The 16,886-nt window shown below is 70.0% G+C and carries 16 protein-coding genes; 6 read left to right on the plus strand and 10 right to left on the minus strand.

Annotated features, from left to right (window positions below; all coding sequences use genetic code 11):
* Nucleotides 1–8: 8 nt before the first annotated feature.
* Entirely contained in the window at nucleotides 9–614 is a 606-nt protein-coding gene (locus ACIRON_RS07285; protein ID WP_402990903.1) for a TerD family protein, read from the plus strand.
* Here ACIRON_RS07285 and ACIRON_RS07290 read toward each other — a convergent pair.
* Nucleotides 603–1,424 carry a cobalt transporter gene (locus ACIRON_RS07290; RefSeq protein WP_402990906.1) on the minus strand — a complete coding sequence of 274 codons (822 nt, stop codon included), beginning with the start codon at nucleotides 1,422–1,424 and terminating at the stop codon, nucleotides 603–605. The two genes, ACIRON_RS07285 and ACIRON_RS07290, sit on opposite strands and share 12 nt — an antisense overlap.
* Before the next feature lie 223 nt (nucleotides 1,425–1,647).
* Between ACIRON_RS07290 and ACIRON_RS07295 the strand changes: the two genes are divergently transcribed.
* On the plus strand, nucleotides 1,648–5,892 hold the full coding sequence (locus tag ACIRON_RS07295) for a LamG-like jellyroll fold domain-containing protein (protein ID WP_402990909.1): 4,245 nt from the start codon (nucleotides 1,648–1,650) through the stop codon (nucleotides 5,890–5,892).
* Nucleotides 5,892–6,545 carry a hypothetical protein gene (locus tag ACIRON_RS07300; protein ID WP_402990912.1) on the plus strand — a complete coding sequence of 218 codons (654 nt, stop codon included), beginning with the start codon at nucleotides 5,892–5,894 and terminating at the stop codon, nucleotides 6,543–6,545. The genes ACIRON_RS07295 and ACIRON_RS07300 overlap by 1 nt, the downstream gene beginning before the upstream one ends.
* On the opposite strand, the gene ACIRON_RS07305 is transcribed toward ACIRON_RS07300, so the two are convergent.
* Complete coding sequence (locus ACIRON_RS07305) at nucleotides 6,526–6,801, minus strand: hypothetical protein (protein WP_091050473.1); 276 nt, start codon at nucleotides 6,799–6,801, stop codon at nucleotides 6,526–6,528. The genes ACIRON_RS07300 and ACIRON_RS07305 overlap by 20 nt on opposite strands.
* 33 nt (nucleotides 6,802–6,834) lie before the next feature.
* Nucleotides 6,835–7,821 (minus strand): mycothiol conjugate amidase Mca, encoded by a 987-nt coding sequence (mca, locus tag ACIRON_RS07310; RefSeq protein WP_402990915.1) that lies wholly within the window; start codon nucleotides 7,819–7,821, stop codon nucleotides 6,835–6,837.
* A gap of 127 nt (nucleotides 7,822–7,948) precedes the next feature.
* Between mca and ACIRON_RS07315 the strand changes: the two genes are divergently transcribed.
* Nucleotides 7,949–8,341: a DUF4307 domain-containing protein gene (locus tag ACIRON_RS07315; protein WP_176884138.1), complete on the plus strand. Its 393-nt coding sequence runs from the start codon at nucleotides 7,949–7,951 to the stop codon at nucleotides 8,339–8,341.
* 25 nt (nucleotides 8,342–8,366) lie between these two features.
* Here the strand turns inward: ACIRON_RS07315 and greA are convergent, their stop codons facing one another.
* From greA to ACIRON_RS07340, 5 genes are all read right to left on the minus strand, one after another.
* Complete coding sequence (gene greA / locus ACIRON_RS07320) at nucleotides 8,367–8,876, minus strand: transcription elongation factor GreA (protein ID WP_141803265.1); 510 nt, start codon at nucleotides 8,874–8,876, stop codon at nucleotides 8,367–8,369.
* A 228-nt stretch (nucleotides 8,877–9,104) separates the two neighbouring features.
* The gene (gene ilvA / locus ACIRON_RS07325) at nucleotides 9,105–10,316 is read right to left on the minus strand and encodes a threonine ammonia-lyase (RefSeq protein ID WP_402991198.1); all 1,212 of its coding nucleotides are present in this window, start codon (nucleotides 10,314–10,316) and stop codon (nucleotides 9,105–9,107) included.
* A 1-nt stretch (nucleotide 10,317) separates the two neighbouring features.
* Nucleotides 10,318–11,757 (minus strand): AI-2E family transporter, encoded by a 1,440-nt coding sequence (locus ACIRON_RS07330; RefSeq protein ID WP_402990920.1) that lies wholly within the window; start codon nucleotides 11,755–11,757, stop codon nucleotides 10,318–10,320.
* 10 nt (nucleotides 11,758–11,767) lie between these two features.
* Nucleotides 11,768–13,135, minus strand: a complete 1,368-nt coding sequence (locus ACIRON_RS07335; protein WP_402990923.1) for a glutamate mutase L — start codon at nucleotides 13,133–13,135, stop codon at nucleotides 11,768–11,770.
* Nucleotides 13,122–14,291 (minus strand): cystathionine gamma-synthase, encoded by a 1,170-nt coding sequence (locus ACIRON_RS07340; protein WP_402990926.1) that lies wholly within the window; start codon nucleotides 14,289–14,291, stop codon nucleotides 13,122–13,124. The genes ACIRON_RS07335 and ACIRON_RS07340 overlap by 14 nt, the downstream gene beginning before the upstream one ends.
* 105 nt (nucleotides 14,292–14,396) lie before the next feature.
* On the opposite strand from ACIRON_RS07340, the gene msrA reads away from it, so the two are divergent.
* Nucleotides 14,397–15,050 (plus strand): peptide-methionine (S)-S-oxide reductase MsrA, encoded by a 654-nt coding sequence (gene msrA, locus ACIRON_RS07345; protein WP_402990929.1) that lies wholly within the window; start codon nucleotides 14,397–14,399, stop codon nucleotides 15,048–15,050.
* Between the two features lie 2 nt (nucleotides 15,051–15,052).
* Here msrA and ACIRON_RS07350 read toward each other — a convergent pair whose 3' ends face one another.
* Entirely contained in the window at nucleotides 15,053–15,532 is a 480-nt protein-coding gene (locus ACIRON_RS07350) for a GNAT family N-acetyltransferase (RefSeq protein WP_402990930.1), read from the minus strand.
* Nucleotides 15,533–15,608: 76 nt separating this feature from the next.
* Between ACIRON_RS07350 and ACIRON_RS07355 the strand changes: the two genes are divergently transcribed.
* Complete coding sequence (locus ACIRON_RS07355; protein ID WP_402990933.1) at nucleotides 15,609–16,706, plus strand: diacylglycerol kinase; 1,098 nt, start codon at nucleotides 15,609–15,611, stop codon at nucleotides 16,704–16,706.
* Here ACIRON_RS07355 and ACIRON_RS07360 read toward each other — a convergent pair.
* On the minus strand, nucleotides 16,696–16,818 hold the full coding sequence (locus ACIRON_RS07360) for a hypothetical protein (protein ID WP_402990935.1): 123 nt from the start codon (nucleotides 16,816–16,818) through the stop codon (nucleotides 16,696–16,698). The genes ACIRON_RS07355 and ACIRON_RS07360 overlap by 11 nt on opposite strands.
* Nucleotides 16,819–16,886: the final 68 nt, after the last annotated feature.

Raw genomic sequence — 16,886 nt, forward strand, 5'->3', positions numbered from 1 at the left:
AGGATCAGTTGTCCGTCTCGCTCGCCAAGGGACAGTCGGTCTCGCTCGCCACAGGTGACGGCAGCAGCATGACGCACGTACGGATAGCGCTGGGGTGGGACGCGGTCCGGAAGGGCCTCTTCGGCGGGTTCCGCGGCGCCGACGTCGACATGGACGCCTCCGCGATCCTCTACGACGCGGCCGGCGCCCACCTCGACCAGGCCTGGTTCCGACAGCTGAGGTCGAGGGACGGCGCCGTCATCCACACCGGCGACAACCGCACCGGCGCCGGCGAGGGCGACGACGAGTCGATCATCGTCCACCTCGACCGCATGCCGGCCGAGGTCGCGCAGATCGTGTTCACGATCAACTCCTTCACCGGACAGAGCTTCGCCCAGATCCAGAACGCGTTCTGCCGCCTGGTCGACGAGAACACCCACACCGAGATCGCCCGCTTCGACGTGAGCCAGACCGGCCCGCACACCGCGGAGATCATGGCCAAGGTCAGCCGCTACGACGGTGGCTGGGCGATGACCGCGCTGGGCGAGATCGGCAACGGGCGGACGTTCCAGGACCTGCTGCCCTCGATCGCCCCGACGCTCTCGGTCCCCGGTCCCCGCTCGTCAGCCGAGTGAGCCGACGCCGACGACGGTGAGGCCGGCGCCGAGGACCGTGACACCGAGCGCCGCCAGGATCGGGGTGACCTTCGCCGCGACCTGCAGGTACGCCTTCGACTCGGCGACCCGGACGACGAGGTTGTTGCCCGCCAGGGCCAGCAGGCCGACGCCGAACAGGATCGTCGCCATGCCCAGGCCGAAGGTGATCACCAGCAGCAGCGCGAACGCCGAGCGGCCGGCGAACAGGCCGGTCACCAGCACCAGGAAGGCGCCCGGCGACGGGGTCAGGCCGCCGGAGATGCCGAGCAGGACGATCCCAGGACGGCGTACGCCTTCCGAGCGACCGTGCCCATGACCGTGCCCATGACCGTGCCCATGACCGTGCCCATGCGCGTGGGAGTGCCCGTGGGAGTGCCCGTGACCGGCGCCTGAGCGCGCGGCGCGCCAGTGCCGGCGCAGCAGCCAGAGCCCGGTGCCGACGACCAGCACCCCGGCGACGATCTGCAGCCCGGCGGTGAGGTTCTCCAGGCGTACGAGATCCGAGAGCGAGAAGAACGCCCACGCCACCGCGATGACCAGCACCGAGAAGGTGTGCATCACCGCCACCGAGCCGCCGAGCCAGGCCGCGTCGCGCACCCGGCCCTCCGCGCCGATCAGGTAGGCCGCCGCCAGCGTCTTGCCGTGGCCCGGCGCGATCGCGTGGGCCGCGCCGGCAGCGAAGGCGAGCACGAAGGCGGCCGCGGCGATGCCGGGCTCGTCCAGATAGCCCTGCACCCGCTCGACCAGAGCCGCCGCGCCGAACCAGTCGCCCATCAAGAAGTCGTCCATGTCAGGCGCAAACGATGGCACAGAGTTTCATCGCCGGATACGGCTGCGGCAAGCGTTTACCCGCCGGACAGACGGGCGTCAACAGTGCTCCGCAGCCACGTTCACCTGGTCTCAGGATCCTTTCAGACTGGCCGGGCACGGGTGCTCCGGCTGTTCGGCACCTCGGGCGATGCCGCACCCCCACTCGGCAATCAGCAGCATGCCCCAGGAACCAAGGAGCATCGTGTTCGCAGTACCGAACGCCAGCCTCGCCAGATTCGGACGGACGCGGCTGATCGCCGCGGTCGCCGGTCTGGCTCTCGCCGGAGGGGTCGTCGCGGCCCTGCCCGGCGACGCCATCACCTCAGCCAGCGCGGCGACCTACACCGCCGTCGGTGCACCGGTCACCGGCGCCCCGCGGGCCGCGCTCGCGACCGTGGACGCGCCGACACCGGACGTACTCGACATCGACTTCGCGGGCGGCGCCCCGCACGAGCGCGCCCGGTCGCTCGAGCCGCGCACCTGGGGTGCGCCGAAGTACGGCACCGACGACGAGCTCGCCGAAGCCCCGGCCGACATCATGACCGTCGACGGCACCGACGACGCGGTCTCCGTCGAGGACGACCCGTGGGCCGGCCTGCAGCAGGGCTTCACCATCGAGTGCGTGTTCCGGGTCGAGACCACGCTGCCGACCAGCAACGAGAAGGACCTCTGCTCCAACAAGGAGGCGGGCGGCTACTCGGTCTACGTGACCGGCTCCAACCTGGGCACGATGGCCCACATCGGCGGCGGCTACAAGACGGTGCTGACCCCGATCACGGCCAACCGCTGGTATCACGTGCTCTCGGTCTGGGACGGCCAGACGCTGAGCCTGTACGTCAACGGCACCAAGGCCGGCTCGACCGCCGCCACCGGCGCGCTGCAGGCCCCGGCCGCGACCTCGCGCCGCTTCGTGGTCGGCGCCGACTCGGCTCCCTCCGGGATCGGCCAGCCGGCCCCGCCGGCCTCCTTCGCCGGTGCCTCGCTCTTCGCCCGCGCGGTGACCGATGCCGAGGCGGCGGCCCTGGCCGGCTCCTACGACACCGCTCCCCCGGTGCCCGCCGCGGACGTGCTCGACGTCGACTTCGAGGATGGCACCCCGGCCGACGACACCGGCCGCGCGGTGACCACGGTCGGCGAGCCGGTGATCTCCCACGACACCGCACTGAAGGCCAAGGTCGCCTCCTTCGACGGGTCCAACGACGCGTACGCCTATGCGATGGGCTCCTCCGCCTGGGACCAGATCGACGAGCAGGTCTCCATCGAGTGCACCTTCAAGGACAACGGCACCTTCCCCAACGGGACCGAGCACTCGATCTGTTCGGAGAAGGAGGGCGGCGGCTACTCGATCGTCGTCTACAGCGGCAAGCTGACCTTCGCGGTCCACGCCGGCGGCGCCTACCGCAACGCCCAGGTCGAGATCGAGACCGGCCGCTGGTACCACGCCGTCGGCACCTGGGACGGTTCGACCGCCCGGCTCTACGTCGACGGCGCCCTCGCCGCCTCGATCGCGGCACCGGCGCCGCTGACCCGTCCCGGTGGCAACGCCCTCAACTCCTTCTATGTCGGTGCCGACTCGGTCAACCAGTTCTGGTCGCCGGTCACCGTGCGCAACGCCCGGATCTTCACCGACGTGCTCACCGCCGACCAGGCGTACGCCCTCAACGTGGCCGCGCTCGGTGACGTACGCGACGCCGGAGTGGTCGTCGACGGCACCACCCCCGCGGCCGGTGCGCACCTCACCACGCCGACCGAGTTCGCCGTCGACATCACCAACCAGGGCAACGCCTCCGGCTGGACCTACACGCTCGACGGCGACCCGATCCGGCCCGGCCAGGAGATCGGCGCCGGACTCTCTCGCGGCGAGCACACCATCGAGGTCACCGCGAAGGACGTCTTCGGACGGCCGGTCGCACACACCTCGACGTTCACCTCCGACGCCATCCCGACCGGCGGCGGCACCGAGACCGGTCAGGGCAAGGGCAAGGTGACGCTCTCGGCGATCGCCAACAGCCCCGACGGCTCGGACGTGACCACCACCTTCAAGGCCGCCTCCGCCTCGGCCGCCGACGGCGGCTTCCAGGGCGTCGTGCCGGTGCTCCCGAGCGCGCTCGAGTTCGACTACTCCTCCCCCGAGACGATCACGGGGCGGCAGCTGCCCGACGGGAAGACCACCGACAGCGCCTCGAGCAAGCTGATCCCGTTCCAGCGCTACGACGTCTCCGTCCCGGCCTCCGACTCGCGTCGCCACGTGGTCTGGACCGGCACGGCCGACCCGGCCCGCTCGGTCTCGCTGCAGGTGTGGAACACGGTCGAGAACCGCTGGGACGAGCTCGCCGAGGGGCGCGGGATCGCCGACGGCGACACCACGCTGCAGGGCCGGGCGTTGGCCGCGCACGTCGACAACGGCGTCGTGCACGTCTTGGTCACCGGCATCGACCCGTTCGCCGACGACCTCGCACCGCGCGACGAGTCGGCCGCCGACGACAAGGACCACTTCGAGAACCCCGAGGACTACGACTTCTCCTTCGCCCACTTCACCGACACCCAGTACATCGCCGAGGGCGCTGCCGGTGGGACGTACGAGAACTTCAACGGGATCGAGGAGCCCTCGGACATCCAGCTGGTCGAGGAGCAGGCGGTCTGGCAGCGCGCCTACCGCGCCGAGACCGAGTGGATCCGCGACAACGCCGACCAGCGCAAGATCGCGTTCACCTCGCACACCGGTGACGTGACCGAGAACGACACCAAGGACCCGCTGGCCACCGACGCCAACGGCAACCTGCTCTACCCGGGCCTCGACGAGCAGATCACCCGCGAGTTCGAGTTCACCTCGGACGCGCAGGCGACCCTCGACGAGGCCGGCGTGGTCAACCAGGTCGTCGCGGGCAACCACGACAACCAGGGCGGCAACGAGACCGGTCCGCAGTCGCGGTTCAGCCGCTATTTCAGCCCGTCGCGCTACTACCAGGCCGCCGAGTCGTGGCCCGAGGGCGCGTCCTACCACGCCTGGGACGAGGAGACCGACGGGTCCGGCAACGTCACCGAGCCGGGCACCGACAACCAGAACAACTACGTGCTCTTCTCCGCCGGCGGGCTCGACTTCGTCGCGGTCGGCCTCTCCTACGGCGTCACCGAGGAGGAGGCGGCCTGGGCGAGCGAGATCTTCGCGCGCTTCCCCGACCGCAACGGCATCCTGAGCACCCACGCCTACCTGGCCCCGTCCACGGCTCCCGACGGGCGCGGGGCGAAGTTCTCCACCGACGGGTCCCGGCTCTATGACCAGGTCGTCGAGGCCAACCCCAACGTGTTCCTGGTCCTCGCCGGCCACGAGCACGGCGTCGGCACCAACCTCAAGCGCGGGATCGGCGCCACCGTCTCGCACAACGTGGTGGAGCTGCTGGCCGACTACCAGTTCTACAAGGTGACCGCCGGCGAGCTCTTCCCCGACTCCGTCGACGCCTCCGGCAACATCGACCTCAACGGCGACGGGACGGTGGACCACAAGTCGACCGACCTGCTCCAGTTCGGCGCCTCCTATCTCCGCCTGCTGCAGTTCGACACCGAGCGCGCGGAGATGTCGATCGACACCTACTCCCCGCACCTCGACGACTTCGGGGCGACGGAGTACGACGACAGGCACCGCTACAACGGCGCCGAGGACAACCTGACGTTGCCTGTGGACCTCTCCACCCGGCGTACGTCCTTCACGACCGACGCGCTGACGGTGGTCACCCCGGCCGACACCGTGATCGGCACCGACACCGCGCGTTCGGGCTGGCCGGCGACGGTGGAGTGGGCCGGGCTGACCGAGGGCGAGGTGTACGCCTGGACCTCGACCTCGCGCACCGGCGAGGCGCAGACGCTCGGCTCGATCGACCAGTTCGGCGGCGTCTTCCTGGCCACCGCGGCCGGCACCGACGCGACCCCGCCCGTACTGACGGTCCCGGCCTCGACGAGGATCGAGGTGGGCGCGGAGTTCGACCCGCTGGACGGGGTCAGCGCGACAGACAACACCGACGGCGACCTGACCGGCAGCATCCAGGTCTCCGGCAGCGTCGATGTGACGAAGGCGGGCGCCTACCCGCTGACCTACACGGTCACCGACACCAACGGCAACCAGGCCGTCGCCTCGCGCGCGGTCGTGGTCGAGGAGGCCGACGTCCCCGAGCTGACCCCGGTCAAGCTCACCGCGAAGGACGTCACGGTCCGCTTCGGCCGGGACCTGACGTTGCGTACGTCGCTCGCGCCGCGCAGCGCGACCGGCACGGTGCAGTTCCTCATCGGCGAGGACGTCCTGTGCGAGGCGCGCGTGCGACGCGGCGTCGCCGAGTGCGAGGTCGACGTGCTGCCTCCGCCTGGCCGTCACCAGGTGCAGGTCCTCTACCCGGGTGACGACACGCATGCACCGGCCACGACGAACCTCACGCTGACGGTCAGGCAGCGTTAGTGGCTCGTCTCCCCCGGGCGCTCGCGGTGGTCGCCGGCTTCGTGCTGGCGGCCACCGCGGCCGTGCCGTCCTCCGCTCATCCGTTCGGAGCCCCGCAGACCGCGACGATCGCCGGCACCGCCGGCGCACCCGAGGTGACGTGGCGGTTCGGGGCCACCGACGACATCGCCTACCTCGCGGTACAGGTCGGCGCGCTGCCGCCGGACCGGATGACGCTCGACGGCGTCGTCCTCTACGAGCCCGGTGATGAGAAGGCGCTGGCGCGGTCGGAGGCCTACGCCGACTACGTGCTCGACCACATCCGGATCGAGGGCTGCGACGGGTCGGTCGACGCGTCCGGTGATCTGGTCGCCGACGGCACCACGGTCACCTTCGACTGCTCCTCACCGGCCTCGGCCACGAAGATCGAGATCGACATGATGACCGACCTGCATCCGGCGTACCAGACCCTCGCCTCGGGGCCGAACGGTCAGAAGGCGGCGTACGCGGGGACCACCCGCTCCCACGGCTGGTCCCTCGACGAGTCCCGAGCCGCGGCGACCGGGCTCAGCGCGCTGCTCCAGATCGGCGGGACCCTCGGCGGGATCGCGCTGCTGGGCGCCGGCGGGTGGTGGCTCGTGCGCCGCCGCTCCGCTAGCGCTTCAGCTTCTTGATCTCGTCCTTGGCGGCCTGCTGGGCGATCGCCTCGGCCTGGGCCTCCTCGCCGAAGACACCCTCGACCTTGGCCTTCTCGACCTTCTTGAACTGACGCAGCATGCTCCAGGCGATCACCGCGACAGCGACGCAGAGCGCGATGAAGATGCCGAAGGCGGTCCAGCCCGCGACCACGTCCTCGTCCTGCGGCGGGGTGGGCTCGGGAGCGGGCTGAGAGGTGTGCAGAGTCTGCGTCGTCATCGGGAGGCCGGACATACCGACATTGTCTCACCTGTGCCTGAGAGAACCTCAGGCGGTGACGACCTTGCCGAAGCTGATCTCGCGACCGACCGCGGCCTTGCCCTCGTCGTCGGCGGTGGAGACGTCGAGGCCGGCGAACAGATCGGTCTCCTCGCGCCTCTCCGCCTCGGGCACCGGCACGTAGGAGGTCGCCAGCTCGTAGTCCTCGGTCGGCCAGGCCTCCTTCTCGATCTCCCGGGGCACCGCGAACCAGGGGCCGTCAGGGTCGATCTGGGTGGCGTGCGCGAGCAGGGCCTGGTCACGTACACCGAAGAACTCGGAGCACTCGACCTTCGTGGTGACCCGCTCGTCCCAGCCCGGATCCGGCTTCCAGGTCTCGAGGCGCTCCTCGTAGGGCGAAGCGAGGCCGTGACTCTTGATCGCCTCGTGCAGCGCGATCATCCGGGGGTAGTTGAAGGTGTGGCTGTAGTAGAGCTTCAGCGGCTGCCACGGCTCACCCGCGTCCGGGTACAGGTCAGGGTCGCCCGCCGCCCGGAACGCCTCCACCGAGACCCGGTGGCACATGATGTGGTCCGGGTGCGGGTAGCCGCCGTTCTCGTCGTACGTCGTGACCACGTGCGGCCGGAAGGAGCGGATGATCTCGACGAGCCGGCGCGTGCTCACCTCGAGCGGCGTCCGGCCGAAGCAGCCCTCGGGGAGCAGCGACCAGTCCTTGGCCGCCATGTCCTTGACCGCCATGAACTCCTCGACCCAACCGGAGTCGACGAAGCCGAGCCAGTCCTGCTTGATACCGAGGATGTCGCGGGCGCGATGCATCTCCTCGCGGCGGATCTCGTGGATGTTCTCCAGGATCCCCGGGCGCTCCATCTTCGGGTTGAGGATGTCGCCCCGCTCACCGCCCGTACACGTCGCGACATGGACGTCGACCCCTTCGGCGACGTACTTCGCGGTGATCCCCGCGCCCTTGCTCGACTCGTCGTCGGGGTGCGCGTGCACGTGCATCAGGCGGAACGCCTGCTGGAGCTGCTCTGGCATGAGTTCAATCCTAACCACGCTCCGTCTCACGGATCGGTTACCCGCTCCCACTCCGCGGACAACTTTGGTGGTACTGGTCCGGGGACGGATGTGCGGTCTGCTTCGGCGGGGTGGGACCATGTTTTCCGTGAGCACGCCGTCAGCCGAAGAGTCCCGCATCGCGACCCGCTACGGCCGAGGCCCGCGCCGTCGCCCGGGCGTACTCATGATCGCCCTGATCCTCACCCTGGTCGCCGTCGTCGGCTGGTTCGGCTGGGCGCTGTGGCTGGCCCTGCACCCCGAGGTCTCCTCCGGTCTGGAGAAGTGGGAGGCCGTCAGCGAGAACGAGGTCGAGGTGACCTTCGTCGTACGCCTCCACGACAAGGACGCGAAGCCGGTCTGCACCGTCGAGGCCGAGGACGACAAGGAGGAGAAGGTCGGCCACCTCGAGTTCACCGCCACCGAGGGGCGCCAGACGATCACCATCCCGACCGAGCGCCGTGCGCTGCGGGTCGAGTGGGGTGACTGCACGGTCGAGTGACCGTGCAGCGCACCCGCACCTGGGGTCAGCCGGTGAAGACCTCGGTCTTCAGGATCTCGACCTTGAGCGGCCCGCGAGGACCCTCGTAGGTCACGGTGTCACCGGCGCTGGCGCCGATGAGGGCAGCACCGATGGGCGAGGCGGCCGAGGAGATCTCGACGCCGCCCGCGTAGTCCTTCATCTCGATCGAGGCGATGAGGCGGGTCTCGGCCTCGTCGTCGTCATCACCCTCGAACTTGAACGTGACCAGCTTGCCGACCGAGACGACACCGTCGTCCTCGGGGACCGTGGTGTCAGCCTTGCGCAGCAGCGCCTCGAGCTGCTGGATCTGACCCTCGAGCTTGCCCTGCTCCTCGCGGGCGGCGTGGTAGCCGCCGTTCTCCTTGAGGTCACCTTCGTCGCGCGCGGAGCTGATCTCGGCAAGGATCTCCTGGCGGCGGGGGCCCTTCAGGTACTCCAACTCCGCGGTGAGCTTGTCGAATGCACCCTTGCTGAGCCAGATAGTGGCAGCCGTGGTCTCGGTCGACTGAGTCATAGCGAGTTACTCCTGATGGGTAGTGAATAGGTAAGGGGCGCCGGTCAACCCCCATTCACCGGCGCCTTTTCTCCCTGCTGTGCGGGCGTGCTTCACCCAGCTGAACGTTCCGCGGGAGATTGTCAGAAGGTTCAGTTTAACAAGGCAACCACACCCGAAGACAGTTCGCGACCGAAACGTTGCGCAATCTGACCACGGGACCGTTCCACGGAACGGCAGGGCGCGGCCTCAGTGCGTGGTCGCGGGATACCCCTTGTTGCGCAGCTGTTCGAGAACTCGCTCGGCGTGGGTCTGACCCCGGGTCTCCAGCTGGAGCTGAACGCCGACCTCGGCGAGCCGTAGGCCGGGGTTGGTGCGCGAGTGCACGACCTCCATGACGTTGGCTCCGGTGTCGCCGATCACCGACAGCAAGGTCGCCAGCGCACCGGGCTGGTCGGGGATCGTCACCGAGACCGGCAGGTAGCGCCCGGCCAACGTCATGCCGTGCTGGATCACCTTGCCGAGCAGGAGCGGGTCGATGTTGCCGCCGGAGAGCACGACCACGACGGGGCCCTCGAAAGCCTCGGGGGCGTCCATCAGGGCGGCCACGCCGACCGCGCCGGCGGGCTCGACGACCAGCTTCGCCCGCTCGGCGAGCGCGAGCAGCGCGCTCGAGATCGCCTCCTCCGAGACCGTACGGATCTCGTCGACGTAGTTCTGGATCATCGGGAAGTTGGTCTCCCCCGGCAGGCCGACGGCGATGCCGTCGGCCATCGTCGGCATCTTGTCGAGCCGGATCGGACGGCCCTCGCGCAGCGAGACCGGGTAGGCGGCGGCCGTCTCGGCCTGCACGCCGATCACCTTCACGTCGGGGTGCTTCGCCTTGATCGCGAGCGCCGCACCGGCGAGCAGGCCACCACCGCCGAGCGGGATGACGACCGTCTTCACCTCCGGTGCCTGCTCGAGGATCTCGAGCCCGATCGTGCCCTGGCCCGCGACGACGTCGGGGTGGTCGAAGGGGTGGATCATCACGGCACCGGTGCGCTCGGCGAAGGCCATCGCGGCCTCGAGGCACTGGTCGACGTACTGCCCCTCGAAGATCACCTCCGCGCCGTAGGCGCGGGTGGCCTTCTCCTTCGGGATCGGCGCGCCCTCGGGCATGAACACGGTCGACGGGATGCCGAGGGTGGTCGCGGCCAGCGCGACGCCCTGGGCGTGGTTGCCCGCGCTGGCGGCCACCACCCCGTGCTTGCGCTCGTCCTCGGAGAGCCGGGCGATGCGTACGAAGGCCCCGCGGGCCTTGAAGGAGCCCGTCCGCTGCAGGTTCTCGCACTTGAGGATCACCGTGTCCCCGATCATGTCGGTGAGCCAGCGAGCCCCCTGGACAGGCGTCTCGGTGATGTGGTCGCGCAGCAGCTCGCGGGCCTCGAGGACGTCGTCGTACGTCGGCTGACCATGCATCTCAGGCACTGCCTGCTCCTGGGCTCGGCGGGGGTGGGGAGGTCGGGCCGTTGGCCGGCACCGCGGGTGGGGGCGACGTCGGCGCCTGGGCCTGCGCCGGGGCGGTGGCGGTCAGGTGGTTGGCCACCGCGTTGAGGGCGGCCACCAGCGGCACGGCCACCAGCGCACCGGCCACGCCGCCGAGCACGATGCCGGTCGCGACCGCGAGGATGACGCCGAGCGGGTGGACCCGGACCCAGCGGCCGAGCAGGAACGGCTGCAGGCCGTGGGCCTCGAGCTGCTGGACCAGGATCACGCCGCCGAGCATCAGCAGCGCGGTCACCGGGCCCTGGGAGACGAGTGCGACGAGCACGGCGACCGCGCCGGCGACAGTCGCACCGATCAGGGGCACGAACGAGCTCAGGAAGACGAGCACGCCGATCGCCACCACGAACGGGACCTGCAGGGCCGCGGCGATGATCATGATGCCGACCGCATCGACCGCGGCGACGATGACCGTCGCCCGGGTGAACTGGGTCAGCGACACCCAGGCGACCCGGCCCGAACTGTCCATCCGGCTGCGCGCGGCCCGCGGCGCGAGCCGGACGAGCCAGCCCCAGATCCGCTCGCCCTCGGCGCAGAAGAAGTAGGTGGAGAAGAGCACGATGAACAGGCCGGCGAAGACGTCGAGGGCGACCCCACCGACCTCACTGACCCGGGAGAACGGGTTGGAGGCGTACGCCGCCGCCCAGTCCTCCACGGTGGTCTGCACCGTGTTGAGCCAGGTGTCGATCTGGCTCTCGCTCGCATGGAACGGACCGTTGATCAGCCAGTCTCGGATCTCGTCGAGCGCCTTGACCGTCTGCCCGGCCAGGTCGGTGAAGCCGTTGGCGACCTGGGTGCCGGCGAAACTCAGCATCGCGATGACCGCCGCGAGCACTCCGATCACCACGAAGAGCGCCGAGATGCTCCGTTTCAGTCCGATCCGAGCCAGGCCGTTGACGATCGGCGAGACGAGTGCGGCGATCAGCAGCGCGATGACCAGCGGGACCACGACGATGCTGACGATGCCGAGGGCACGGACGATCAGATAGCCGGCGGCCACGATGACCAGGAACCGCCAGGCCCACTGGGCGGAGAGCTCGACGCCATAGGGGACGTCGGTGCGGCTCACCGACTTCGGCGCGGTCACCGGCTCGGGCGCGGCCAGCTGCTCCTGGCGCTCTTCGCGCAGGCGCTCGAACTGGTTGACCAGGCGCAGCGCGAAGCTCTCGGCCGACTCACGGGCCTCCGCGGCGGCCTCCTTGGCCACCTCGGCCGATTCCCGAGCGTCGGCCTCCTCCTGGGCATGACGGTGCGCCTCACGCGCCTCGCGGTTGCGTCTGAACGCGCCCGTCACCCGTTCGAAGCTCTCCTTCGCGGTCGACTTCTCGCCACCGGGAACATCCCCCTGATCCGTCACCTGACAGAGGCTACCGGGAGGGTGTGAGGTGATTCGCAAGGTGCCGTGCAGTCGCGGGGTGCGATCGCGCGAGCATGCCCACCGCGGCCAGCACGTAGTCGCCATCGACCGCCCGCAGCGGCTCCTCCGGGAGCTGCCACCCACCGCGGGCCGACCAGCGCATCACCCGCTTCTCGATGCCCGGTCGACCGTGCCTGAGTACGCCGCCGGAGCCGATCACCACGCCGACCCGGCGCAGATCGGTGCCGGTGCGTTCGATGACCTTGCCGCTCGGGGACAGGACGACCCGGGAGCGTCCCGCGTGCCGCTGCAGCGCCGTGGAGATCGCGATCCTCGCCAGGAGCTCGTCGATGTCCTTGTCCTGCTCGGTGCGCGGCAGCCAGCCGGGGTGGTTGCGCCGATGCTCGACCTCACCGGAGAGATCCGACTCGGCCAGGCTCGGGTCGGAGTGGTCGGCCGCCGCGAGCGTCGTGGTCGCCGACCAGCGCATGCCCAGGTCACCTTCGACGGTCCGGGTCACCGGAGTGACGGCGACGACCTCCTCGCGTACGTGCTCCGCCTCTGGGTCGGGGCGGACCACGCTGTGCACGTCGGTGGTGGCGCCGCCGACGTCGACGACGACCACGTCCTCCCCGAGCACCTCGGCCAGCGTCTCGACGCCCTGGAGCACGACATCGGGGGTCGCCCCCTGGACGATCCGCCGGAAGTCGGACCGGCTGCTCAGGTTCTTGCCGCCGATCACGTGCTCGAGGAACATCTCCCGGACCGCCGCGCGGGCGCTCTCGGGCGCCAGCACTCCGATCTTGGGAACGACGTTGTCGCAGGTCACATGGGGAACGTCGGCCAAGATCGCGTCGATCTCGTCGTTCGCGTCGCGGTTGCCCGCGACGACCACCGGCCCCCGCCAGTCGGCAGCGACCAGCCCCCGTGCGGCGGAGACGACGGCGTCCCGGTTGCCGCCATCGGTGCCGCCGGTCAGCAGCACCAGGTCCGGGGTTGTGAAGCTGAGCGTGGCCCCCAGGTCACTCTCGGCTTCACAACCCGCGGTCGCGACCACCGCGACGACCTTGCCGCCGCTGGACAGCGCGACGCGACGTCCCGCCTCGGCCGTCACCAGCTCCTCGTTGCCGACCACGGCGATCCGGAGACCCCCGCCGGCCGAGGAGCAGGCGAGGACCTCGGCGTCGGCTGCCCGGGAGTCCTGCTCGGTGAGCGCGGCCAGGCAGGCGTCGTACGCCTCCATCACCTCGTGCAGCGAGGTCGGCGCGCTCACGGTGCCGAGGATCTCGCCGGAGGCGAGGTCGACGTGGAGCGCCTTGGTCCAGGTGGAGCCGAAGTCGACGCAGACCGCGGTCCGGGGAGCGTCAGCTCTGGTCAAGGGCCTGCTCGAGGTCCGCGACCAGGTCCTCGGCGTTCTCGATCCCGACGGAGAGCCGGACGAGGTCGGCCGGCACCTCGAGGTCGGTGCCCGCGACGCTCGCGTGGGTCATCCGGCCGGGGTGCTCGATCAGGCTCTCGACACCGCCGAGCGACTCGCCCAGCGTGAAGATCTTGGTGCGCTCGCACACCGCGAGCGCAGCGGCCTCGCCGCCGGTGACGCGGAAGGAGATCATGCCGCCGAACCGCTTCATCTGCTTCTGGGCGGTCGTGTGGCCGGGGTGCGTCTCCAGGCCCGGGTAGATGACCTCGCCGACCTTCGGGTGCGAGGTGAGGAAGTCGGCGACGCGCTCGGCGTTGTCGCAGTGGCGGTCCATGCGTACGGCCAGGGTCTTGAGACCACGAAGCGTCAGCCAGGCGCCGAACGGGTCGGCGATCGCGCCGGCGGCGTTCTGGAGGTAGCCGATCTTCTCCGCGAGCCCGAGGTCACGGACGATCACGGCCCCGCCGACGACGTCGGAGTGGCCACCGACGTACTTCGTGGTGGAGTGCACGACGACGTCGGCGCCGAGGGTGAGCGGCTGCTGCAGGTAGGGGCTGGCGAAGGTGTTGTCGACGACCAGCCGCGCGCCGGCCTCGTGGGCGACCGTGGCCAGGGCCGAGATGTCGGCGATGTTGAGCAGCGGGTTGGTCGGGGTCTCGACCCAGACGACCTTGGTCTTGCCGGGCTGGATCGCGGCCGCGACCGCGTCGACGTCGGCGACCTGCGCGGGGGTGTGCTCGATCCCCCACTGGCTCTCGACCTTGTCGATCAGCCGGTGCGTGCCGCCGTAGGCGTCGTCGGGGATGACCATGTGGTCACCGGGCCGCATCAGGCTGCGGATCAGGGTGTCCTCGGCGGCCAGACCGGAGGCGAAGGCGAACCCCTTCTCACCCTCCTCGACCGCCGCCAGCGCACCCTCGAGCGCGGTGCGGGTCGGGTTGGCGGAGCGGCTGTACTCATAGCCGTTGCGCAGGCCGCCGACGCCGTCCTGCTTGTAGGTCGTGGTGGCGTAGATCGGCGGGATCACCGCACCCGTCGTCGGGTCGGGCTCGTAGCCCGCGTGGATCGCCTTGGTCTCGAAACCGGCCTTGCCGAGGTGCTCCTGCTCGCTCACACGACCGAGCCTACGTCCGATCCCACCTCGCGGCCCATCCGGGAACGTTCGCGCGTCGAACTGTGTTGGAGACTGGTAGCAACCCTGACTTTCTGGAGGTCACTCATGTTCGGTCGACCAGCACAGCTCTTCCCCGAGGACCGCACCCTCGCCGGGCGCGACCAGGCCCTCTTCGACCTGCCCGCCAAGCACCGCGTCCTGGGGACTGCGCTGCTCGCCTCCCCCGAGGACGGGACCGCTCCCGAAGGGGCCGAGGTGGCGTACTTCGGTCTCGGCTGTTTCTGGGGCGCCGAGGAGATCTTCTGGCAGACGCCGGGGGTCTACTCGACCGCGGTCGGCTACCAGGGCGGCACCACGGCCAACCCGACCTACGAGGAGGTCTGCAGCGGCCGGACCAACCACACCGAGGCGGTCCGGGTCGTCTTCGATCCCGCCGTGGTCTCCTACGCGGACCTCGTCAAGAAGTTCTTCGAGGTCCACGACCCGACGCAGGGGATGCGGCAGGGCAACGACGTCGGCACGCAGTACCGCTCGGCGCTCTACTACGTCTCCGACGCCCAGCGGCAGACCGCTGAGGAACTGACCAAGATCTACGGCGAGGAGATCACCAAGCGCGGCTACGGCGAGATCACCACCGAGATCCGCGAGGTCCCGACGTTCTTCGCCGCCGAGCCCGCGCACCAGCAGTACCTGGACCGCGTGCCCAACGGCTACCGCTGCCACGCGAACACGGGCATCGCCTTCCCCGCGAACGCCTGAGGTCAGGTCAGCGGCAGATACATCACATGGAGGCCGACCCGGCCGTGCGACCTCGAGTCGAACGCGTCGGGGACGGTCCCGATGATCTGGAAGCCGAGCGACTGCCACAGGCGTACGGCGGTGGTGTTCGTCTCCACGACCGCGTTGAACTGGATCCCGTGGAAGCCGTTGTCCCGGTGCCACTGCACGCAGTAGTCGCCGAGGGTGCGGCCGAGACCCTTGCCGCGGGCGGCCTGGGAGACCATGAACGAGGCGGTGCCGATGTGGCTGCCGCGGCCCGGGCGGTTCGGGCCCATCTTGGCGCTGCCCAGGATCTGATCGCCCTCGACCGCGACGACCACGTGGTCGTACATCCACAGGTCCCTGGCCTCCTCGGAGGTGAGGCCTTCGGGGTAGGCGTAGGTCTCCCCCGCCTCCACGATCTCGGACCAGAACGGGTAGATCTGCGGCCAGTCGTCGGCCGTCGCTTCACGGATCTGCACGTGCCAGACGGTATCCGGCGCGAGTTCGATCGCTGAAACGGTTTCCTTGAACTGAAACACGTTCTAGATTGTGGCCATGCCGCGAACCGATCCGCAGAAGCCGCTCAGAGTCGTCGTCTGGTCCACCGGGACGGTGGGACGTCATGCGATCGCCGGAGTCGATGCCCATCCCGACCTGGAGCTGGTCGGGGTCTGGACCTCGACGCCGGAGAAGGCAGGTCAGGACGCCGGGGAGCTGGCCGGGCTCGGACGTACGCTCGGGGTGGCGGCGACCACGTCGCGAGACGAGCTGCTCGCGCTCGCCCCGGACTGCGTCGTCCACGCCGCGATGACCGACGACCGGGTGTTCGAGTCGATCGAGGATCTGACCGGGCTGATCCGGGACGGGGTCAACGTCGTCTCCTCCGGGCCGGTGATCCTGGTCCACCCGCAGGGCACGCTGCCGGACGAGATGATCGAGGGCATCGACCAGGCGGGGCGAGAGGGCGGTGCGTCGCTGCACGTCAACGGCATCGACCCCGGCTTCGCCAACGACGTCCTGCCGCTCGCGATGACGTCGCTGTCCCAGCGGATCGACCACCTCCGGGTCTCGGAGATCGCCGACTACTCGACGTACTACCAGCCCGTCGTGATGAAGGATCTCTTCGGCTTCGGGGGCTCGCTGGAGGACAAGCCGTTCCTGTGGGAGCCCGGCGTGCTGAGCACCGCCTGGGGCCCTGTCGTCCGGGTCCTCGCCGCCGGTCTCGGGGTGACCCTCGACGAGCCGCTCGTCGAGCACGTCGAGCGCCGCCCGGCGGCCAAGGACACGAAGACCGTGTCGGTCGACATCGCGGAAGGCACTCAGGGCTCCGTACGCTTCACCGTCACCGGCAGCGTCGACGGAGTCCCCCGCATCACCCTCGAGCACGTCACCCGGACCGACGCGGAGTCCGATCCCGACTGGCCCACCCCGGCCACCGGCGACGGCAGCTACCGCATCGAGATCACCGGCGAGCCGTCGATGACCGTCGAGTTCAGCCACCACGGCGAGCACGGCGACCACAACGTCTCCGGGATGATCGTCACCGCCCAGCGCCTGGTCAACGCCATCCCCGCCGTCGTAGCCGCCGCCCCCGGCCTGGTGAGCCCTCTCGACCTCCCCCTGATCACCGGCCGCGGCCTGGTCACCCGATGACCGAGGCGTCAAGCGCGTCGGCCGAGGCGTCACGTAGGACGGCCGAGGCGTCACGTACGTCGCTCGACACGTCACGCACGTCGGTCGACACGTCACGTACGCCGCTCGACACGTCACCTATGCCAATTCGGCCAGCGCAAACGACTCTTCGACCGACCGGAGCGACGCTTCGGCCGACGC

The sequence above is a fragment of the Nocardioides sp. NPDC101246 genome, from assembly GCF_044767415.1.
GTDB lineage: Bacteria > Actinomycetota > Actinomycetes > Propionibacteriales > Nocardioidaceae > Nocardioides.